General features: G+C 36.6%; 16 protein-coding genes and 1 pseudogene. 4 read left to right on the forward strand and 13 right to left on the reverse strand.

What is annotated here, in order from left to right; genetic code table 11:
• Positions 1–32: 32 nt before the first annotated feature.
• Positions 33–641 carry a YkwD family sporulation-associated protein gene (locus FC748_RS09750; protein ID WP_025219101.1) on the reverse strand — a complete coding sequence of 203 codons (609 nt, stop codon included), beginning with the start codon at positions 639–641 and terminating at the stop codon, positions 33–35.
• 299 nt (positions 642–940) lie between these two features.
• Entirely contained in the window at positions 941–1,561 is a 621-nt protein-coding gene (locus FC748_RS09755; RefSeq protein ID WP_108030424.1) for a transmembrane-type terpene cyclase, read from the reverse strand.
• Positions 1,562–1,767: 206 nt separating this feature from the next.
• On the opposite strand from FC748_RS09755, the gene pgeF reads away from it, so the two are divergent.
• A complete protein-coding gene (gene pgeF, locus FC748_RS09760) occupies positions 1,768–2,532 on the forward strand; it encodes a peptidoglycan editing factor PgeF (RefSeq protein ID WP_107895982.1) in 765 nt (254 codons plus the stop codon).
• 125 nt (positions 2,533–2,657) lie between these two features.
• Here the strand turns inward: pgeF and FC748_RS22060 are convergent, their stop codons facing one another.
• Entirely contained in the window at positions 2,658–2,837 is a 180-nt protein-coding gene (locus FC748_RS22060) for a Ger(x)C family spore germination protein (RefSeq protein ID WP_153062814.1), read from the reverse strand.
• A 263-nt stretch (positions 2,838–3,100) separates the two neighbouring features.
• Entirely contained in the window at positions 3,101–3,976 is an 876-nt protein-coding gene (locus tag FC748_RS09765; protein ID WP_108030422.1) for a hypothetical protein, read from the reverse strand.
• A 358-nt stretch (positions 3,977–4,334) separates the two neighbouring features.
• On the opposite strand from FC748_RS09765, the gene FC748_RS09770 reads away from it, so the two are divergent.
• Together FC748_RS09770 and FC748_RS09775 are read left to right on the forward strand one after the other, a co-directional pair.
• A complete protein-coding gene (locus FC748_RS09770) occupies positions 4,335–4,571 on the forward strand; it encodes a hypothetical protein (protein WP_137102297.1) in 237 nt (78 codons plus the stop codon).
• A pseudogene (locus tag FC748_RS09775) lies at positions 4,568–4,699 on the forward strand (laccase domain-containing protein); the annotation flags it as partial. The gene FC748_RS09770 and the pseudogene FC748_RS09775, both read left to right, overlap by 4 nt.
• 169 nt (positions 4,700–4,868) lie before the next feature.
• Here FC748_RS09775 and FC748_RS09780 read toward each other — a convergent pair.
• From FC748_RS09780 to FC748_RS09795, 4 genes are all read right to left on the reverse strand, one after another.
• Entirely contained in the window at positions 4,869–5,981 is a 1,113-nt protein-coding gene (locus tag FC748_RS09780; RefSeq protein WP_024364229.1) for a Ger(x)C family spore germination protein, read from the reverse strand.
• The gene (locus FC748_RS09785) at positions 5,978–7,069 is read right to left on the reverse strand and encodes a GerAB/ArcD/ProY family transporter (RefSeq protein WP_238600181.1); all 1,092 of its coding nucleotides are present in this window, start codon (positions 7,067–7,069) and stop codon (positions 5,978–5,980) included. Before FC748_RS09785 ends, FC748_RS09780 begins: the two co-directional genes overlap by 4 nt.
• Before the next feature lie 30 nt (positions 7,070–7,099).
• Positions 7,100–8,494 carry a spore germination protein gene (locus FC748_RS09790; protein WP_108030420.1) on the reverse strand — a complete coding sequence of 465 codons (1,395 nt, stop codon included), beginning with the start codon at positions 8,492–8,494 and terminating at the stop codon, positions 7,100–7,102.
• Positions 8,495–8,660: 166 nt separating this feature from the next.
• Positions 8,661–10,034 (reverse strand): amino acid permease, encoded by a 1,374-nt coding sequence (locus tag FC748_RS09795; protein WP_024364232.1) that lies wholly within the window; start codon positions 10,032–10,034, stop codon positions 8,661–8,663.
• A 521-nt stretch (positions 10,035–10,555) separates the two neighbouring features.
• Between FC748_RS09795 and bcaP the strand changes: the two genes are divergently transcribed.
• Positions 10,556–11,941, forward strand: a complete 1,386-nt coding sequence (gene bcaP, locus FC748_RS09800) for a branched-chain amino acid transporter BcaP (RefSeq protein WP_024364233.1) — start codon at positions 10,556–10,558, stop codon at positions 11,939–11,941.
• A 116-nt stretch (positions 11,942–12,057) separates the two neighbouring features.
• Here bcaP and FC748_RS09805 read toward each other — a convergent pair whose 3' ends face one another.
• The 5 genes from FC748_RS09805 to hydA form a co-directional block, all read right to left on the reverse strand.
• A complete protein-coding gene (locus FC748_RS09805) occupies positions 12,058–12,267 on the reverse strand; it encodes a hypothetical protein (protein ID WP_025219097.1) in 210 nt (69 codons plus the stop codon).
• A 20-nt stretch (positions 12,268–12,287) separates the two neighbouring features.
• Complete coding sequence (locus FC748_RS09810; protein ID WP_108030419.1) at positions 12,288–13,808, reverse strand: NCS1 family transporter; 1,521 nt, start codon at positions 13,806–13,808, stop codon at positions 12,288–12,290.
• Between the two features lie 266 nt (positions 13,809–14,074).
• Positions 14,075–15,337 (reverse strand): NAD-dependent dihydropyrimidine dehydrogenase subunit PreA, encoded by a 1,263-nt coding sequence (gene preA / locus FC748_RS09815; protein WP_024364236.1) that lies wholly within the window; start codon positions 15,335–15,337, stop codon positions 14,075–14,077.
• Between the two features lie 13 nt (positions 15,338–15,350).
• On the reverse strand, positions 15,351–16,718 hold the full coding sequence (locus tag FC748_RS09820; RefSeq protein WP_108030418.1) for an NAD(P)-dependent oxidoreductase: 1,368 nt from the start codon (positions 16,716–16,718) through the stop codon (positions 15,351–15,353).
• Between the two features lie 204 nt (positions 16,719–16,922).
• Entirely contained in the window at positions 16,923–18,323 is a 1,401-nt protein-coding gene (gene hydA / locus FC748_RS09825; protein WP_024364238.1) for a dihydropyrimidinase, read from the reverse strand.
• Positions 18,324–18,372 lie beyond the last annotated feature (49 nt).

The raw sequence follows: 18,372 nt of genomic DNA on the forward strand, positions 1-18,372 counted from the left end.
CTGTTCCACTTTGAGGAACAGTTCTGAATATATTATTTTTGAATAAACATTTGAGACCAATAGTTGCCGTCTTTCACAAAGCCAACTCCGATATGTGTATAGCTTTTGTTTAAAATATTTGCACGGTGTCCTTCACTATTCATCCACGCATTTACGACTTCAGAAGCTGATTTTTGACCTTTGGCGATATTTTCTCCAGCTGCTTTATACGTAATGCCAAATTTCTTCATCATTGCAAATGGTGAACCATACGTTGGGCTAGTATGGTCAAAGTAATTTTTATCATGCATATCTTGAGATTTATATTTTGCTACTCGTGATAGCTCCCAATCTTCTTTTAATGCTGGCAGACCTGCTTTCGCTCGTTCTGCATTGACAAGTTTCACTACTTCTTGCTCTACAGAAGCTTGTTCATTTGTTGGAATATTAATTTTTTGACCTATATTTATTTGATCTGGGTTTGCCAGTTGAGGGTTTGCATCTATTAATTCTTGTACACCTGTTTGTGTTTTTACAGCAATTTTCCAAAGAGAATCGCCTGCTACTACTGTATATGAGTCAGCGGCCATTGCGCTAATTGGTACCAATAAGGATAGTGATAATACGGATGCCATCGCTACTTTTTTTACTTTTCTAAACATGTAAATCATTCCTTCCTGTTTTGCTCTATATTTATGGTAAATAGATTAGTGAAATAATGCATCACTAAATATTTGGAAGGATTTTTACAGTTGTATGACATTTGAAATAATTGACGAATAGATTACGAGTTTATCAGTGTTTATTCTCAACTTGTCAGTAATAAAATTGAAATATAGTTGTAACAGGAATATATTACTACAAGATTTTAAACAGCAAAGGCACCATTCCAGTCATAAACTTCATGATAAATGGAAAACTTCCCGCCCACATTAAATTGTTTGAGTGACTGGCACTATATTCAGAATTGTTTGGGTGACTGGCACTTTATTAAGGAAATATATAAACAGTCATACATAAAGGTTGCCATAGAGATAATTGTAATAAGTGGGATGCTACTATAGAAATAGAATGCGACGGCTGCAAATAATGTTCCAATCATTTTGCACACTGCAATAGACATAGATTGACCTGCCAGACTCCCCCTTGCAAAAAACAAGCCGATAAATAACCCTGACATCATTAAGTTTTGTATAAACGCAGCATATATCCCTTGCATATCATGAAGTTCATGCGAGAGTGCCAAAATAACTAAAAAGCTTGTTGCCAATGTAAAAAGGAAAGATGTATAAAAAAGTGTGGTAGACATAGTATTTTTAAATTCTTTGCGCCCATATATTAAATACTGCCACATAATTACAAGGTCAAGGACAAACCAACTAAACGTAATGATTCTTTGAAAATCATTGTGTGGATATATAAACGTAAAGATAAACTCCCATGATATATTGGCACAAATTGCAACCATTGGCATACCATATTGCTCATCCTGAAAGCCACGTTTTATAATAAATATGTATGTCACTATCCAAAACAGACTCATGCCTATTTGACAAATTAAGAGCAAGTAGTCTTGATTCATACACACACTCCTTTTTACTTGAATGTTGGTAATGTAACCTCTACTTTGCTACTGTATGATAAGGTATGAATCTATTATGTCTGTTTAAAGAAAGTCCATTTTTTATCAGTAAACACAGTGAGGTCAAATAGCCTGTAACACCAGATACATATTGCATAAGCTATACATTGGCAATCTAATCCGATATAGTTAAACGGGGTGATGATATGAAAACTAAATTTTATTACAACAATAAGCAATTCATAGCAGGAACTACCTTAAAGGACGTTTTGGAACTTGAACAAAATAATATGGCACTACATGTCTGCACAAGTACTGAGGATGTGTTAAGCAATCGAAAGAAATTAGCAGCTTCGTTGCAATGTGATATCAATGATTTTATATGTACTCAACAAACACACAGTGCTAATTTTTATCGTGCAACTGTAGCAGATAAAGGTTTAGGCGCGCTGAGGCAAGATACAGCCATTGCCAATACCGATGCACTCTATACATTTGACCAAGATGTAATGCTTTGTACTTTTACTGCTGATTGTGTACCTGTTATTTTTTATAATGAACGTAGTGGTGTCATCGGTGTCATTCATTCTGGCTGGCAAGGAACAGTCAAGGAAGTGACATTGAAACTTTTCCGTCATTTAATAGAACAAGAGCACTGTAATCCACAGGATTTCCATGTTCAAATTGGCATGGCACTTAGCCAGCAAAAATTTGAGGTTGATGGCGATGTCTATGAACAATTTAATCGTCTAGGCTATGCCGATAATTTTATGTATTTCAATGCTGACACAAACAAGTATCACATTGATAATCAGCAAACTGTGAAAAAGCAATGTGAAATTGCCGGCATTCCGTCACAACAAATTACGATTGATCAAACATGTACGTATCTTAGTGAAGAAGGTTTCTCCTACCGCCAAGACAAAACATGTGGCCGACATGTAAGCTTTATTATGCGAAAATCATTCTAAAAAAAAGGCAATTTATCACTTTTTCAAATGATAAATTGCCTTTTTATAACTTTCAAGTCCAGTAGTGTTGATGATAGCTGTGAACATATACCTGTCAATAGTGGCACTTTCTTTACTGAATTAGTTTATTTTAATGTCCCTGTACTAATGATGGATGTTTTCACCTGTACATCAATTGCTACTTTACTAATAATCTCCCGCTTCTTTTCAGTTGTCCATTTTCCGCGATGATACATTCGGAAATGTTCACTAAGCATGCTCACTTTTGTGGAGTGCTTTCTGTTAAAAAATTGAGTTTTCGGCATATAATAAATACTCGTGTCTTGATTATACTCTTTGAAAACACAAGTCAAAATAACCTTCGCTATTGAAATCAAATTATCTCATCTTTTGTTCCTTCCAAAATATAAAATGAATAAAGTAAAAGTTGCAAATAAGAATACTATAATGGTTGTCGCTCTAGGGAAATAACCATTTTGGACTTGATGAAAAATTTCTATTAATGAAAAAGATAATACACCAAATATGATAAGTATTACTAAAATAAAATGTATCTCTTTTTTATGTTTCATGAAACCCGTACATTGGAAAAATCATCGTATTTTCCAAATCTCCAATTACGTTCTGATCCAGGGATTTTTTTATAGGAGTTTAACGTTTTATTAGTAAGAATTAAATATTCAACAGATGCAACTATTACAGAAATGCCAGGTATGCTTTTTAAATATTTTCTCAAGAAATTTGTGACGTTAGCAACTGTAGGCTTTTTGATTGATTTAAATGCCTGATCTAGTAATCCTATTAATAATAAATCCTTTAGAATACTTGTTTCAAAATTTCTTATCTTATCAACATTTCTTGTGAATTGATCAAAGTACTTATTGTATGTGCTAACTGTTTTTTCATTGGATAGTTCTCTGGCTTTTCCCCCTCCATTACTGTATTTATAATATGAATAATTAAACCCACTCGCTCTTGCTGTCACCCATTCACCTGTTGCACTTGTCGTATATACTATTTTATCATTCTTAATTTCGTTAACAGGCGAAACATTCATAGATGTTTTTGAATAAATCTGTTTACTTAATAAATTTTTCTGGCTTACAAAAATATCATCTTCATTCATATCAATAATTGTTATGAAATTTTCGACAAGTTCTTTAGCTACATTATCTATTTTATATTTATTAGTAGTTACAGCTTCATTTTCAATTTGCTCCTCATATAAAAAAAGGTCGCCACTTTCTAATGTTTTATACACTACTTCTTTATCCGTAAATTTAATAATTTCCAATATTACAAAACTATCATCTTCCAATTCTTCTGAAAGAGGTATAGCAAATGACTTAACTGGTACAAAAGTTAATGTAATTGTAGTGATTAATACAACTGTAGTTAGGTAAATTATTGAGTTTCTAGCAAAAAAGTAAAATGTTTTTTTCATAGTACCATCTTCCTTCCCTTTCTTAGAAAATATTCAATAAATTACTTTTTGAATAATCAGTATTCTTATTTATTTATAAAATATTATACACTCTTTATTTTTTCAATAATTTTGTATGTTTTTCTTCAATTCTTTTCAAACCCTTTGAACAGCAATTTACTCTATTTAAAAATCAACCACATTAAAACTTTTTTAACTTTTGCCATTAGCCACTTCCCTTATTAAACTTCAAATCCATATATAAAAAGCCAAAAGCACTCCTTTGTTACATTGCTTAAACTTTCATTAAGTTCCTAGTTTCTACTATTTAAAATGGAGGAAAAACATAATTACGACATTATTACTTACTAAATTAGAATTGCCAGACAACGCACCTGATTTAATTGAACGAAAGCAGTTCAATAATCTTCTACAGCATCATACTTATAAAAAAGTGACGATTTTACGTGCACTAGCACTCTATGGGAAAACTACCTTTTTAAGTAGCTGGTTAAAAAATAAAGAAGAGGCTATTGCTTGGGTTTCACTTGATGCTGCCGATAATGATCCCATTCGATATTGGACATACGCAGTGCATGCTGTTGCCAAAGCTTAGCAGGCATTGCATCACAACAAATTACGATTGATCAGACCTGTACGTATCTTAGTGAAGAAGGCTTCTCCTACCGTCAAGACAAAACATGTGGCCGACATGTAAGCTTTATTATGCGAAAATCATTCTAAAAAAAGGCAATTTATCACTTTTTCAAATGATAAATTGCCTTTTTATAGCTTTCTGTTGATTATAGCTGTGAACATGTACCCGTCAATAACGGTATTATTTATATTGGTTGACCGCGCTCTTTTCCTTCTTCTATAATTCTGATGATTCAACTTTCTTCACTGAAACAGTTTATTTTAATGTCCCTGTACTAATGATAGATGTTTTCACCTGTACATCAATTGCTACTTTACTAATAATCTCCCGCTTTTTTTCAGTTGTCCATTTTCCGCGATGGTACATTCGGAAATATTCACTAAGACCACTTGGATCTACTTGCCATTCATTTAGTTTATCTAAAAACTTTTTAATATCTTGCTCCAACTCTTTATTCACGTCTTTTTCTAAATCCGCTAAACTTTCTATAGTAAATAAATCATTTTCTCGTGCACCTTTATATTCACTTAATGTTCCTTTGATTGTTAATGCTATCGTGAGTTTAGGTGAATGCATATTTTTATTACTCTCAATATGCACATCATTTTCCACTAAGTCAATCAATAACTTTTCTTTGCCATGTCCTTGCTCCATTTTAATATCTAATGGCGCAAGATTTTTTCTTCCTTGGATTGCCTGAATAATGAGTGCCTCATTCGGCGTGATCAATTCAATCATCTGGTTACCTTTAAATACAGCAATCCCTTTTATTTCGATTTTATCACTATTTTTATCAATAAACGGTATAGTAGGATCAAATACCGGATTCGAAATGGTATACATAAAATCATGGATGTTCGTATTAGGATTAAATGCTGTATTAATGCTAGGTTGCAATAAATCGTTTAAATAGAAATTAATATTCGGTTTATCAGGATAATTATATTTCAGCATTTCCTCTCCTTTTTCCTTCACAATGGCGATAAGTACTTTATTCCCAACTTCGGCATTTCGGTATAAATGCTGAAGCACTTTTCGAATATTACCTTGACGTGCGAACTCTTCATTAAACAACACAACGCGTAACTGATTAAAAACAATTTTTTTGTCTGAAAGTTTTTCTATCTCCACAATGCCATTTGAAACAAGTTCCGTAGTCACAGAAAAAGTTTGCGTACTACGTTGCGCTTCAGGTGAATATTGAGGAATGGCGACGGTTAATTTCATACTATCCTTATCAATATAATCAAATGCGATAATGCCCACCATTCCGACATCTTCAAGCGGAACTTTTACTTCTTTTTCCGTACAGGCGGCTAAAACGAATAGTTGGATACAAAGAGTTACATAAAGAAGTTTTCTGCTCATACTTGCACCTGCTTCTTTTTTCGAAGTACATAAACTATCATTAATAATACTGGCCAAAGAATTAACATATAGCCAACATAATTGGCACTTGTAAATAATTTATCTTGAAATTCTCTGGAAGATGGCATTTTTACAACAAAGAAAATAATCGCAACTAAGATGTACAAATAAACATTACTTTTTTTAGATACTAAAGTCTCTACCCCTTTTTTTGCACACCATAAATAGGCGGCCACGGTCGATAAAATTAAAAAAACCCATAATGTAATGCCAAAAATATCAATTCTCTCAATAAACGAAAACTCTCCAGCTTTAAACAAGTTTAGTACTGAAAATTCCACATATTCTAGCTGCCATTCAGAATAATACATAACACTAATCGCTGTCGTAATAAAACAAAGTAAGATACTAATCCAAATGCCAATTAACGAATGACGGAATGCTTTTTTTTGATCGACAATGTAGGGAAAATAAAACATGACTAATTCATAACCTAGAACGGATAAATACCCTCTTTTTAATGCCTCATAAAAGTCATTTACACTAAAAAAATTAAATAGAGGTAAAAAGTGACTCATATCGCCCTTTTCAAATGCCCAATGTGTAAAATATAGAAAACCTATCGTTAGAAAAAAGGTCATGATACAAAAACGGGCAATTGATTTAATGCCTCCACTGACAATATAAATAAGCAATAATAAAAAACAAAAAACAGGCCCCGTAATAGTTTGCTCTTGAAGAGCAGTACTTTGAATGAGATGCATATAATTACTAATAATACCTGCAATAAAAACGAGAAATTGAATAACGAAAAAAAGATTGATACATTTCCCTAACCATTTACCTAGTAGGATTTCATTGATACGAAATAGGTTGTCATTTGGAAATTTAGAATTAATCCAAATCATTGGGTACAGTGTAACACTTGCAATCACACCAAAAATCAATGGCATCAATGCTTGGCTATAGCCTAAAGAACTAAGTTGCTGAGGCAGGGAGAGAATACCAGTACCAATCATGACGCTTTGTGCTAAAAACACAACATGATATGCATTTAATAACTTTTTCTTGCTCTTACCTGTACTCAACTAAAACCACCTCAAATGCTACAAAAGCTGTTATTTTTTTTGTGCTCTAGAAATACCCTTCTTGGTTTTTAAATATTTGGTTGGAAATCGAATAATACTATCGAATAAATCACTGGCATTACGAGGAACAACCGGTGACATATACGGTGTTCCTAATGAATTTAATCGTAATAAATGAGCAAATAGCCATGCAAATGCTAGCATTAATCCGTATAACCCAAACAGACCAGCAGACAAAATAAAAATATAACGAATAAATCTACTTGTATTACTCAATAAAAAGATCGGTGGTAGAAATGACAGTAAGGCAGATGTCGCAACCAATACAATTAGAATATTACTAAGCAATCCCGCTTCAACAGCTGCTGTACCGATCACGATACCTCCAACGATACCAATCGTTTGACCGACTTTAGCAGGCATTCGCGAACCTGCTTCACGCAGCACTTCAATAATTAATTCAATAAACAATACTTCTATTAGTGGCGGAAATGGAACTTTACTTCTGGATTCCTGAAGATTTAACAAAAGCTCATAAGGTAATACTTCAGGATGAAATGTTAAAGCAGAGATATACATCGGCGTAATCATAATGGTTAGGAAAAAGCCAAAAAATCGAAGCATTCGTAATAATGAGGCTGTTGTCCATCGGTTATAATAATCTTCGACCGAAACAAACATTTCAAAAAAGGATGTAGGACAAACAATCGCAGCCTGACTATTGTCCATAAAAATCACGATTCTTCCATCAATAAGATACTGACTAACACTATCTGGTCGTACGCTCATATAATGCTGTGGGAAAGGAGATAACGGATTATCTTCAATCAGTTGCTTGAGCTCTGATATATCTGTAAAAAAAGGGAATTGGATTTGATTGATTCGCTCTCGTAGCGTGTCTAAATTTTCTTTATTTACGATATTGTCTATATATAAAATTGAAATTTTAATATTGGTTTCTGTTCCTACAGTGCGTGTTTCATTTTTTAACATTGGATTTTGAATCCGTCTTTTTACTAATGAAATATTGGTCTCTAATGATTCAGTAAAAGCATCTTGTGGTCCAATAACTGTTGACTCTGTTTCCGTATTTGTTATCGAACGTGTAGGGGCACTATAGGTGTCAATCACTCGTAGTTGTGCTGTTTTATGGAAAAACAATAAGGTTTGGCCTGCATCTAATTTTTGCAAAATCAAATCCACATCGTCTAATTCTACTGCATCAGATACTTGAAAAATTTGATTAACATGGTTCGCTAACGGTATGAAAACCATCGATTGTAATGTCATTTTCTCTATAAGAGAAGAGAAATAGATAATTGTCGCATCCCCTGCATCAGTAACCATCTTTTTTATAACGACATCATCAATTTCTTGAACCTTGTCCTTTATCTGGTCAATTACTTGCTGTTCTCTTTCTTCCATGCCATTTCAACCCCCGTTAAACGCCCGTATGTATCATGAACACAACATATTTCTTTATGTAGCTTATCCCTTTTTTGAATAACTATGTATGGAACATCTCTAAAAAATCTTGATTCTACTATAAAAAAGGATGTATCTCAAATTAAAGAGATACATCCTTTTTCGATCATTTAGTACGCTTGCCAGCAGGTCTTTCTTTTCCAATACCAAACACATAATAACTAAGTGTTACAAGTATCAGGAAAGCAATCCCTACAATTAACGAAACACGCGTATCCTCATTAAACCACATACCGATAAGCACCATAACTAAAAACGCGATGGTTGCATAGTTTGTCAAAGGAGCTAAAGGCGTTTTAAATGGGTGATTTTCCATTTGCGCTGCTTTTACTTTTCTAAACCGAATTTGACTAATTAAAATAATAAACCAAGGAATCATCCCAGGAAGTACGCTTGCACTATAAACATAAACAAATAGGTTTTCTGGTGCAATATAACTTAAAATAACACCAATGACTAACCCAACTAATACGCCAGCAGTACCTAAAATCGGAACACCGTTATTTGAAACCTTTGCAAAAAACTTAGGTGCCTGACCATTCATAGCCAGTGTATAAAGCATACGTCCCGCACTGTAAATGCCACTATTACAACCACTCATAGCTGCTGTAATTACAACAAAGTTAATAATACCAGCCGCTGCCGTAATCCCTACCTTAGCAAAAGTAGCAACAAACGGACTACCAATCGTTCCTAACTCATCCCACGGGTAAACCGTTACAATAACAAAAATCGCACCGATATAGAAAATTAAAATGCGCCAAATAATACTTTGGATAGCATTGGTAATTGTTTTTTGCGGATTTTTTGCTTCTCCAGCCGTAATTCCGATAAGCTCTACACCTTGGTAAGCCGCCACGACTAAAGATAATGCAAAGAAGAAACCTGTCCAACCACCTGTGAAGAAGCCACCATGTGACCACAGATTGGATAAACCGATTGGCATACCGTCATTTCCAAACCCAAAGAAAATAAGGCCAATACCAGCCACAATCATAAGCACAATTGTAACGATCTTAATCATCGCAAACCAAAACTCGAATTCGCCGAATGATTTAACAGAAATAAAGTTTGCTACACCTAGTATAACCATAGCAATTAACCCAGGAATCCATGCAGGTAAATCAGGATACCAATATTGCATATATGTTCCGACTGCTATAATTTCAGACATCCCAACGATAACCCACTGAAACCAGTTACTCCACGCAGTTAAATAACCCGCCAATGGGTGAATATATTTATAACCGAATGTTGCAAAAGATCCAGTACTTGGCTCTACATAGAGCATCTCACCCATAGCTCGCATGATGAAAAATATAAAAATGCCCGAGATAGCATATGCAAGGAGCACGGATGGCCCAGTCCACTGGATAGCGCTAGCGGAACCCATAAATAGGCCTACACCAATCGTACCACCTAGAGCGATCATTTGAATATGTCGCGCCTCCAGCCCTCTCTTTAATTCTTTGTTTGCCACTTGAATACGCCTCTTTCTATCTTAATATAAGAACGATAAATTACTTTATAAATAATAATAAATTCTTCTCAAAAACACAAATGTATTTTTAGGAAAAACAATATTTTTTAAATTTTAATATAATAAATACACGATTTAATATCCTCTTTGAAAACAGTTTTACCTAGACACTACTAAAGAAGTCAACAATCCATATATATCAAGTTAAAAGAACATAATAAATGTGCTAAAGAAACAAAAATTCTTAAAATTTACTACCTGCTTTTCCCATGTATAACGCACGCTCAATTACTATATTAGTAGCGTAATAATATCGTTAAACTTCCTTCTCTTTTTAATAGTATTATTATTTCAGAATATTCATAATTATCATTTCTACACTAAAAACCTTCTTTCTTTTCTTTAGATTTTAATATTTCTTAAAATTCGACCAATTTCACTTCGAATTCGTAAAAATAATTGACCTGAATGTCAAAAAAGTATAATATTTTTACATATTTCTAAGAAAAAGAGGCTTTCATGTGAGAAATTTATTATTTAGAAGAAAAAATATAGCGGATTTATTGAAAAAGGAAGGAACTATTCAGCTCAAACAATCGTTAGGTGCTTTTGACCTGATTTTGCTTGGGGTTGGCGCAATTGTTGGCACAGGGATATTTATCTTGCCTGGAACGGTGTCAGCTACCCATGCAGGGCCAGGAATTGTTTTTTCATTTATCATAGCCGCTATTGTTTGTGCATTAGCAGGTATGTGCTATTCTGAGTTTGCTTCAAGCGTACCTGTCACAGGGAGTGCCTATACGTATGGCTACATTGTATTTGGCGAAATCGTTGCTTGGCTAGTTGGCTGGGCACTGTTACTAGAATATGGATTAGCCGTTGCAGCCGTTGCAACTGGATGGTCATCGTATTTAAGTGCGCTCCTTGCTGGCTTTAATATTTCGCTGCCAACAGCAATCTCAGGATCATTTAACCCTGCCGCTGGTACGTATATCAATTTACCTGCCATCGTTATTATTTTTGCCACAGCCTTTTTCTTAATGCTAGGCATAAAAGAATCCACTCGATTAAATTCCATTATGGTCTTTTTGAAAGTGGGTGTTATTTTACTATTTATTGGCGTTGGCGTATTTTACGTGGAACCATCAAATTGGCAACCGTTTCTACCATTTGGCGTAAGTGGTGTACTAAGTGGCGCTGCTCTTGTATTTTTCGCTTATCTTGGATTTGATGCTGTTTCATCAGCAGCTGAAGAAGTAAAAAATCCCCAACGTAATATGCCAATTGGTATTATTGGCTCCTTATTAATATGTACAGTTCTTTATGTTGTTGTTTCACTTGTATTAACAGGTATGGTGCCCTACACTGATTTAAACGTTAGTGATCCGGTCAGCTATGTTATGCAACTTGTTCATCAAGACTGGATTGCGGGTATTATTTCCCTTGGTGCAGTTGTCGGCATGATGACGGTTATCCTTGTCATGTCCTATGGAGGGACACGCTTGCTATATGCTTTAGGCCGTGATGGTTTACTGCCAAAAAGTATGGCTGAACTGAGTCCTAAGTTTAAAACCCCTGTCAAGAACACTTGGGTATTCGCTATCCTTGTAGCCTTTTGCGCTGGCTTTGTCCCGTTATCGAAGCTTACGGAACTTGTCAATATGGGGACGCTAGTAGCTTTCACAATCGTTTCAATAGGCGTCATTTATTTACGTAAAAACAAAAATATTCCATCAGGTGGTTTTAAAGTACCGTTCTTCCCAGTACTACCGATTCTGTCATTCTTGATGTGCTTATTTTTAATTTCCCAGCTATCTATTCATACATGGATTGCTTGTGGACTTTGGTTTGTATTCGGTTTAATTGTGTACTTTGTATATGGCCGAAAGCATAGCACGATGAACTAAATCGTGCCAGTCACTCAAACAATTTGCAAACAATTTAAAAGCTGTGTTGCCCTTGTGGAAACGCACAAAACGTAAGCCGCAACAATCTGCGTGGTAGCAGAGGTTGCGGCTTATAGCTATTGCAATAAGGTTTGTTCTTGAAGTTTTGCGGCGAAATATTTGCGGGCATCCGCTGTAAGAATTTTCAAATGTACAACTTCTTCCTGCCGTGCAAACTCTACAAACATACCACTTAAGTTTTCATAGACATATTGTATTTTAAAGCCGCTGTCTAAAAAGTCATCAACTTTCTTTATTTCTTCCGTACTTTGTAAAAAATCTGACATGCGCTCACCCTTTCTTTCTACTAATCAGCACCTTTTATTTCTAAAAGTGGTTCCGTTTGATCTACTGCCTCAACGTCATCTGAGCCAACTGCGGGCTGTGGCACCAAATCTTGCCCAAATAGTTCATCTAAGTTATGACCAGCTGTAATCCCTAAATACTTCGCATCACTTGGATCTTCTAATTCAGCTTGAGGATACTTTTTAAACCACCAGTACTTCGCTAATACATAGTAAACCAACGCTCCAACGATAAAACCCACTAGTGATGAATAAGCAGAGAAAATATTTGCAATGACACCGCCGATAACCCAAGCGATTAAGCCAGCTAAATTAAAGCCATTCATATATTTGAATTGACCGTTTAGCTCATACAAATCTTTGACATTGATGCGTCTTTTTCGAATTAAATAATAATCTGCGTATAAAATACCAACAATGGCTGTTAAAATACCACCTATAATTAAGAGCGCATTGACTAAAACATCAAATAAGCTCCATGGCTGTGCAAGAATTCCTATTACACCCGCAATTACAACGCCAACCCAGAATGGTACTTTTGGGCCGCCAATATTAGAGAAAATAGTAGCTGCTGGAATCACATTAGCAGACGTATTCGTTGACCATTGCGCTAAAACAATCATTAATAATAAAATTCCAAGTATCAAGCCACTTGCACTTTGCTGTAATGCATTGATTGGATCTGCAGATGCAACCGCCATATAACAAACCGCGCCAATTGTAACGATAAATGTATTCGTGATGGGCATAACAATTAAAGAACCGACTAACTGGGTTTTGTTCCGTTTAAACCAGTTGCGCTCATTTTTAGGTGCTTTAAAGAAGCGAGACAATGATGGCATATCAGCGGCTAACGTAGCCCAGAATCCCATATTTGCCATGATAACAATCATAAATGCTGTAAAAGCCGCTACACCCGTAGTTGGCGTCTCAACCCAAGACCAGACATCTTTGCCTTGTGTTGTGGCCGCATCTGCTAATGTTATATACATCCAGCAGGAAATTAAAATAATAATGGGCGCCGCTAAATCTGCAAAACGCTCAATTGATTTAATGCCTAACGAAGTATTAAATAATTGTAGAGCAGCAAAGACTAGAAAACATAGAAACCAATTATTAAAACCAAAAAGTAAATTAAGAATGCCATTAATAGCCATGGCGCCGAAATAGGTGTTTATACCGAACCAACAGGCTGCTGTTACGCCTCGCACTAACGATGGTATGTGCGTTCCAAAAGTACCGAATGGAGCACGCATATATACAGGAAAAGATAAGCCATGCTCAATCCCGATATCACCAATTAATGTCATAAATACACCGATTAAACAAGAGCCAATCAATGTCGCTAAAATAACCATTGGCAAAGGTAAACTCATAATAGCAGAACCACCAATTGCAAATGCGGCTAGTACAATAGCCATGCCTATCCAAATGACTGCAAAACCGAATGTTCCAATATTTCTTTGTTGATGTGTCACTGGAAGTAAATCAGGGGATTTCAAATAATTCCCGTCATGTTCCATACATTTCGCTCCTTTTTGAATAGATTATGCATCGGCACAAGGAATCCGAATATCATTCGTACCATGTACTGACAGCATGCATTTATCCAGACATCGAATCATTATCCCCTGAAATCTAGCATTTTGTACCAGTTAGCTCTTACATGGGGAAAATGCTCTACTGAATAAACAAGATTTCCGTGACAACTCCATGAGGCTTTCCTTCCTTTTCGAAATCATTCGTAAGGAAGGTGGAAAAACAGTTAATCATTACACAGATGAACCTTTTATTTAGATAGACTATTCATTAACAATTGGCGCTCATTCCAAGTCATTGGCGCAATAGCGGATTGTCTTTCGACCATAGAAATTGCTCCATCAACCGGACAGACAATCGAACATAAATTACAACCAACGCAATCTTCTTCGCGAACCTTTAGCATAGGCTTTCCATTTTCCGTATACAAATCGATACATTGATGGGACGTATCTTCACAAGCAATATGACACTTATTACAGTTAATACATACATCATTATTGATGTCCGCAACAATTTTATAGTTTAAATCTAGATTGCCCCAGTCCGAATATCGAGGCACCGAGCGACCAACTAAGTCCTTTACCGAAGCAATTCCCTTATCATCTAAATAATTATTTAGTCCATCAATCATATCTTCGACAATACTAAATCCGTGGTGCATAGCTGCTGTACAAACTTGCACACCCGTTGCACCCATCAACATAAACTCTGCTGCATCTTGCCAATTGGAAATACCACCTATACCCGATATCGGAACCTGAATGTGAGGATTACGAGCACACTCTGCTACCATATTGAGTGCTATTGGCTTCACAGCTGGACCACAATAGCCGCCATGCGCCCCTTTACCTGCAACATGAGGTATTGTATTCCATGTATTTAAATCAACACCTGCCAAGCTGTTGATTGTATTAATCATACTAATAGCGTCCGCTCCGCCTCTTGTCGCCGCTTCTGCTGTTACTGTTATATCCGTTATATTTGGCGTTAGTTTCACAATAACTGGCGTACGTGCTACTTCCTTCACCCAATACGTTTGCTTTTCCACCAATTCAGGTACTTGACCAGAGGCGGAGCCCATTCCTCGTTCTGCCATGCCATGTGGACAACCAAAGTTAAGCTCAAGACCATCTACCCCCACATCTTCTACGCGTTTGACAATTTCATGCCACTTTTCTTGCTTTGGTTCTACCATAAGGGAAGCAATAATGGCGTGATGAGGAAACCTTTTTTTCGTTTCATAAATCTCTTTTAAATTTACCTCCAACGGGCGATCGGTTATTAATTCAATGTTATTAAAACCTGCCACACGTTGCCCGTTATAACTAACCGCTGCAAAACGTGAAGAAACATTTAAAATCGGTTCACCCAATGTTTTCCAAACTGCCCCACCCCACCCTGCTTCAAATGCACGCTGCACTTGATAGCCTGAGTTCGTAGGTGGTGCGGATGCGAGCCAAAATGGATTGGGTGATTTTATCCCCGCTAAATCTATTCGTAAATCTGCCATGTCACTGCCCCCCTTATGCAATCTCGCTTGGTTTTCTTAAACGTTCATGAATCTTATAAGCAGCATCTTTTCCTTGTTGAACCGCTGTTACAACCATTGCCTCTCCTTGTCCGTTGCCAAAAACAACATCCCCACATGCAAACACTTTTTTATTCGATGTTTGCATCGTCGTTTCATCAATATCAACAACGCCATTTGTATGCTGTAAGCCAAACGCTTCAATTAATGACACAAAACGCGTTTGACCAATTGCTTTAATAACTGCATCCACCTTTAAAATAAAATTGGATCCTGCAATCTCTTCTGGTCTTTGACGACCATCTGCTCCTGCTTCACCAAGTTTCATGTGAACGCATTCAATGCCAATCACTTCACCTGCATCATTGCCGATGATTTTTTTCGGCGCTGTTAACCATTGAAACTCCACGCCATCTTGCTTGGCAAATTCAAATTCAAATTTGTATGCGGTCATTTCTTTTTGCGTTCTTCTATAAAGTATTTTCACATTATCCGCACCTAATCGCATGGCACAAGTAGCACCATCAATTGCGGTATTCCCAGCACCAATAACTGCAACACGTTTCCCTACTAAATCAGTTGGAAGCGCTCCCACTTTTGTTTGTTTTACAAATTCAATGGCATCATGCACGCCTAACAGACCTTCTCCTTCAATGCCCAGATGTGGCACAGCCCCCATACCAACTGCTAAAATGACACTGTCATATTGTGCTAATATTTCTTCTGCAGAAATGTCGCTACCTACTGTCGTATTTGTTTGAATGTTCACACCGAGTTTGGCAATTTGCTCGACTTCCCAATCTGCTACCTCATTTGGTAAGCGGAACGACACGATACCATAGCTTCCTAAACCACCTGCTTTCGCTTCAGCCTCATAGATTGTGACACTATAACCAAACCGACTAAGCTCACGCGCCGCCGAAAGACCAGCTGGACCCGCCCCAATAATGGCTACTTTCAGTCCATTGCTTTCGCCTTTCTTAAATAGCTGTGCACCTGTCTCCATCGCCCAATCTGTCGCATAACGCTGTAGTTCTCCGATTCTAATTGGCTTTGTTGAGGAATTTAACACACATGCCCCTTCACAGAGCTCTTCTGTTGGACAAACTCTTGCACAACTTGCACCAATTGGGTTTGCTTCTAATATAGTAGTGGCAGAACCCTTCATATTCCCTGATGCAATTTTTTTTATGAAATTTGGGATTTGAATGCTTGTTGGACAAGCTTTAATACAGGGTGCATCATAACAATAAAGGCAACGATTTGCTTCTTCCATTGCCTCATTTTTTGTCATTCGACTTGTTAACTCAACAAAATTACGCTGAAGTAGCTTGGTCATTGCATGCTCTTGCATCGGAACCATTTCCACATCCCCCTCATGTGTTCTTGTTGAACTTGCCATTGTTTAATAGCCGATTGTTTTGTTCTCCAGTCAAAACAATCGGCCATGTATTACCTATTGCTAATTACACCTTTGCATGATTGTTTAAATCCTGCTTGAAAGGTGGTGCTACATTGACTGTGTGACAACAGTGTTGAAGCCACACGGAATATTTGCAAAAACAAGTTAGATTTTTATCGTTTCCGCAGTCGTTTTCAGTTGACGTTTGATATAGCGACCACTGCCTAGTACACCAACAAATTCTTTCTCTTTAATAACATATTCCCCACGGACAAGCACAGTGACCGGTTCACCCGTCACTTCCCAACCTTCATATGGGTTGTAGTCCACATTCATATGGTGGGTTTTTGCTGAAATTTCGCGTTTTACATTAGGATCAAAAATTACGATATCTGCGTCAGAACCTATAGCAATTGTCCCTTTTTGTGGAAACAGACCAAAAACTTTTGCAGCATTTGTAGCAATCATATCGACAAATTCATTGACTGTTATTTTCCCTTTGGCAACCCCTTCTGAATATAAAATACTAAAGCGATCTTCAATAAACGGTCCACCGTTCGGAATTTTAGAAAAATCATTTAGCCCTAATTGCTTTTTGCCGTTAAAACTAAACGAGCATTGATCGGAACCAATTGTTTGTAATTGCTTCGCTTTTAAGGCATTCCATAAATGCTCCTGATGGTATTTCGGACGAAGTGGCGGTGACCATACGTATTTCGCCCCTTCAAAGCCTGGTTGTGCTAAAGCAGACTGGTCTAATGTTAAATAAGGTGGACATGTTTCGCCATAGACGTTATAGCCTTTTTCACGTGCTGCAATAATTTCATCCACCGCTTCTTTACAAGTAACATGGACAACATAAAGCGTTGCACCTGCGATATGGGCTAGTTCAATCGCACGTTTTGTGGCTTCTCCCTCTAATTGTGCTGGACGCGTAAGCGCATGATAAATCGGCTCTTTATGTCCCGCACGTCTTGCCTCTTCGACAAGCTCATCGATAACTGAGCCATTTTCACAGTGCACCATAACAATAGCACCAACATCTTTTGCAATTTTGAACGCTTTAAAAAGCGTGCGATCTGTCGCTTGGAATTCTTTTGCATAGGCCATAAAAACCTTTACAGAGGTAATTCCTTCTTGCTCTAGTAACACAGGTAATTCCGCTTCTGTCTGTGGTGTTAAATCCCCAATCATTAAATGGAATCCATAATCAATTGCAGATTTCCCTTTTGCTTTTTCATGCCATTTTTCAACAGCAGTAGAAAGTTTCTCTTCACCTGCTGTTAAACAAAAGTCTAAAATCGTTGTGGTGCCGCCAAACGCAGCCGCTATCGTACCCGATTTCCAATCATCGTCTGTTACTGTATTATTAAAAGGCATATCTAAATGGGTATGCGGATCAATTCCTCCTGGCATTACGTATTTATCAGTAGCATCAATGATTTCCGCACCTGCAACAGATAAATTTTTACCTATCTGTACAATGATTCCGTTCTCAATAAGAATATCTGCTTCGTAGACATCTGAAGCAGTTGCGATTCGTCCACCTTGAATGATTTTTTTCATACTATCCTACCTTTCGTGGTCGATATTCAAGTAAACTATTTTCACTTTC

It is taken from the genome of Lysinibacillus sphaericus, from assembly GCF_005217585.1.
Classification (GTDB): domain Bacteria; phylum Bacillota; class Bacilli; order Bacillales_A; family Planococcaceae; genus Lysinibacillus; species Lysinibacillus sphaericus.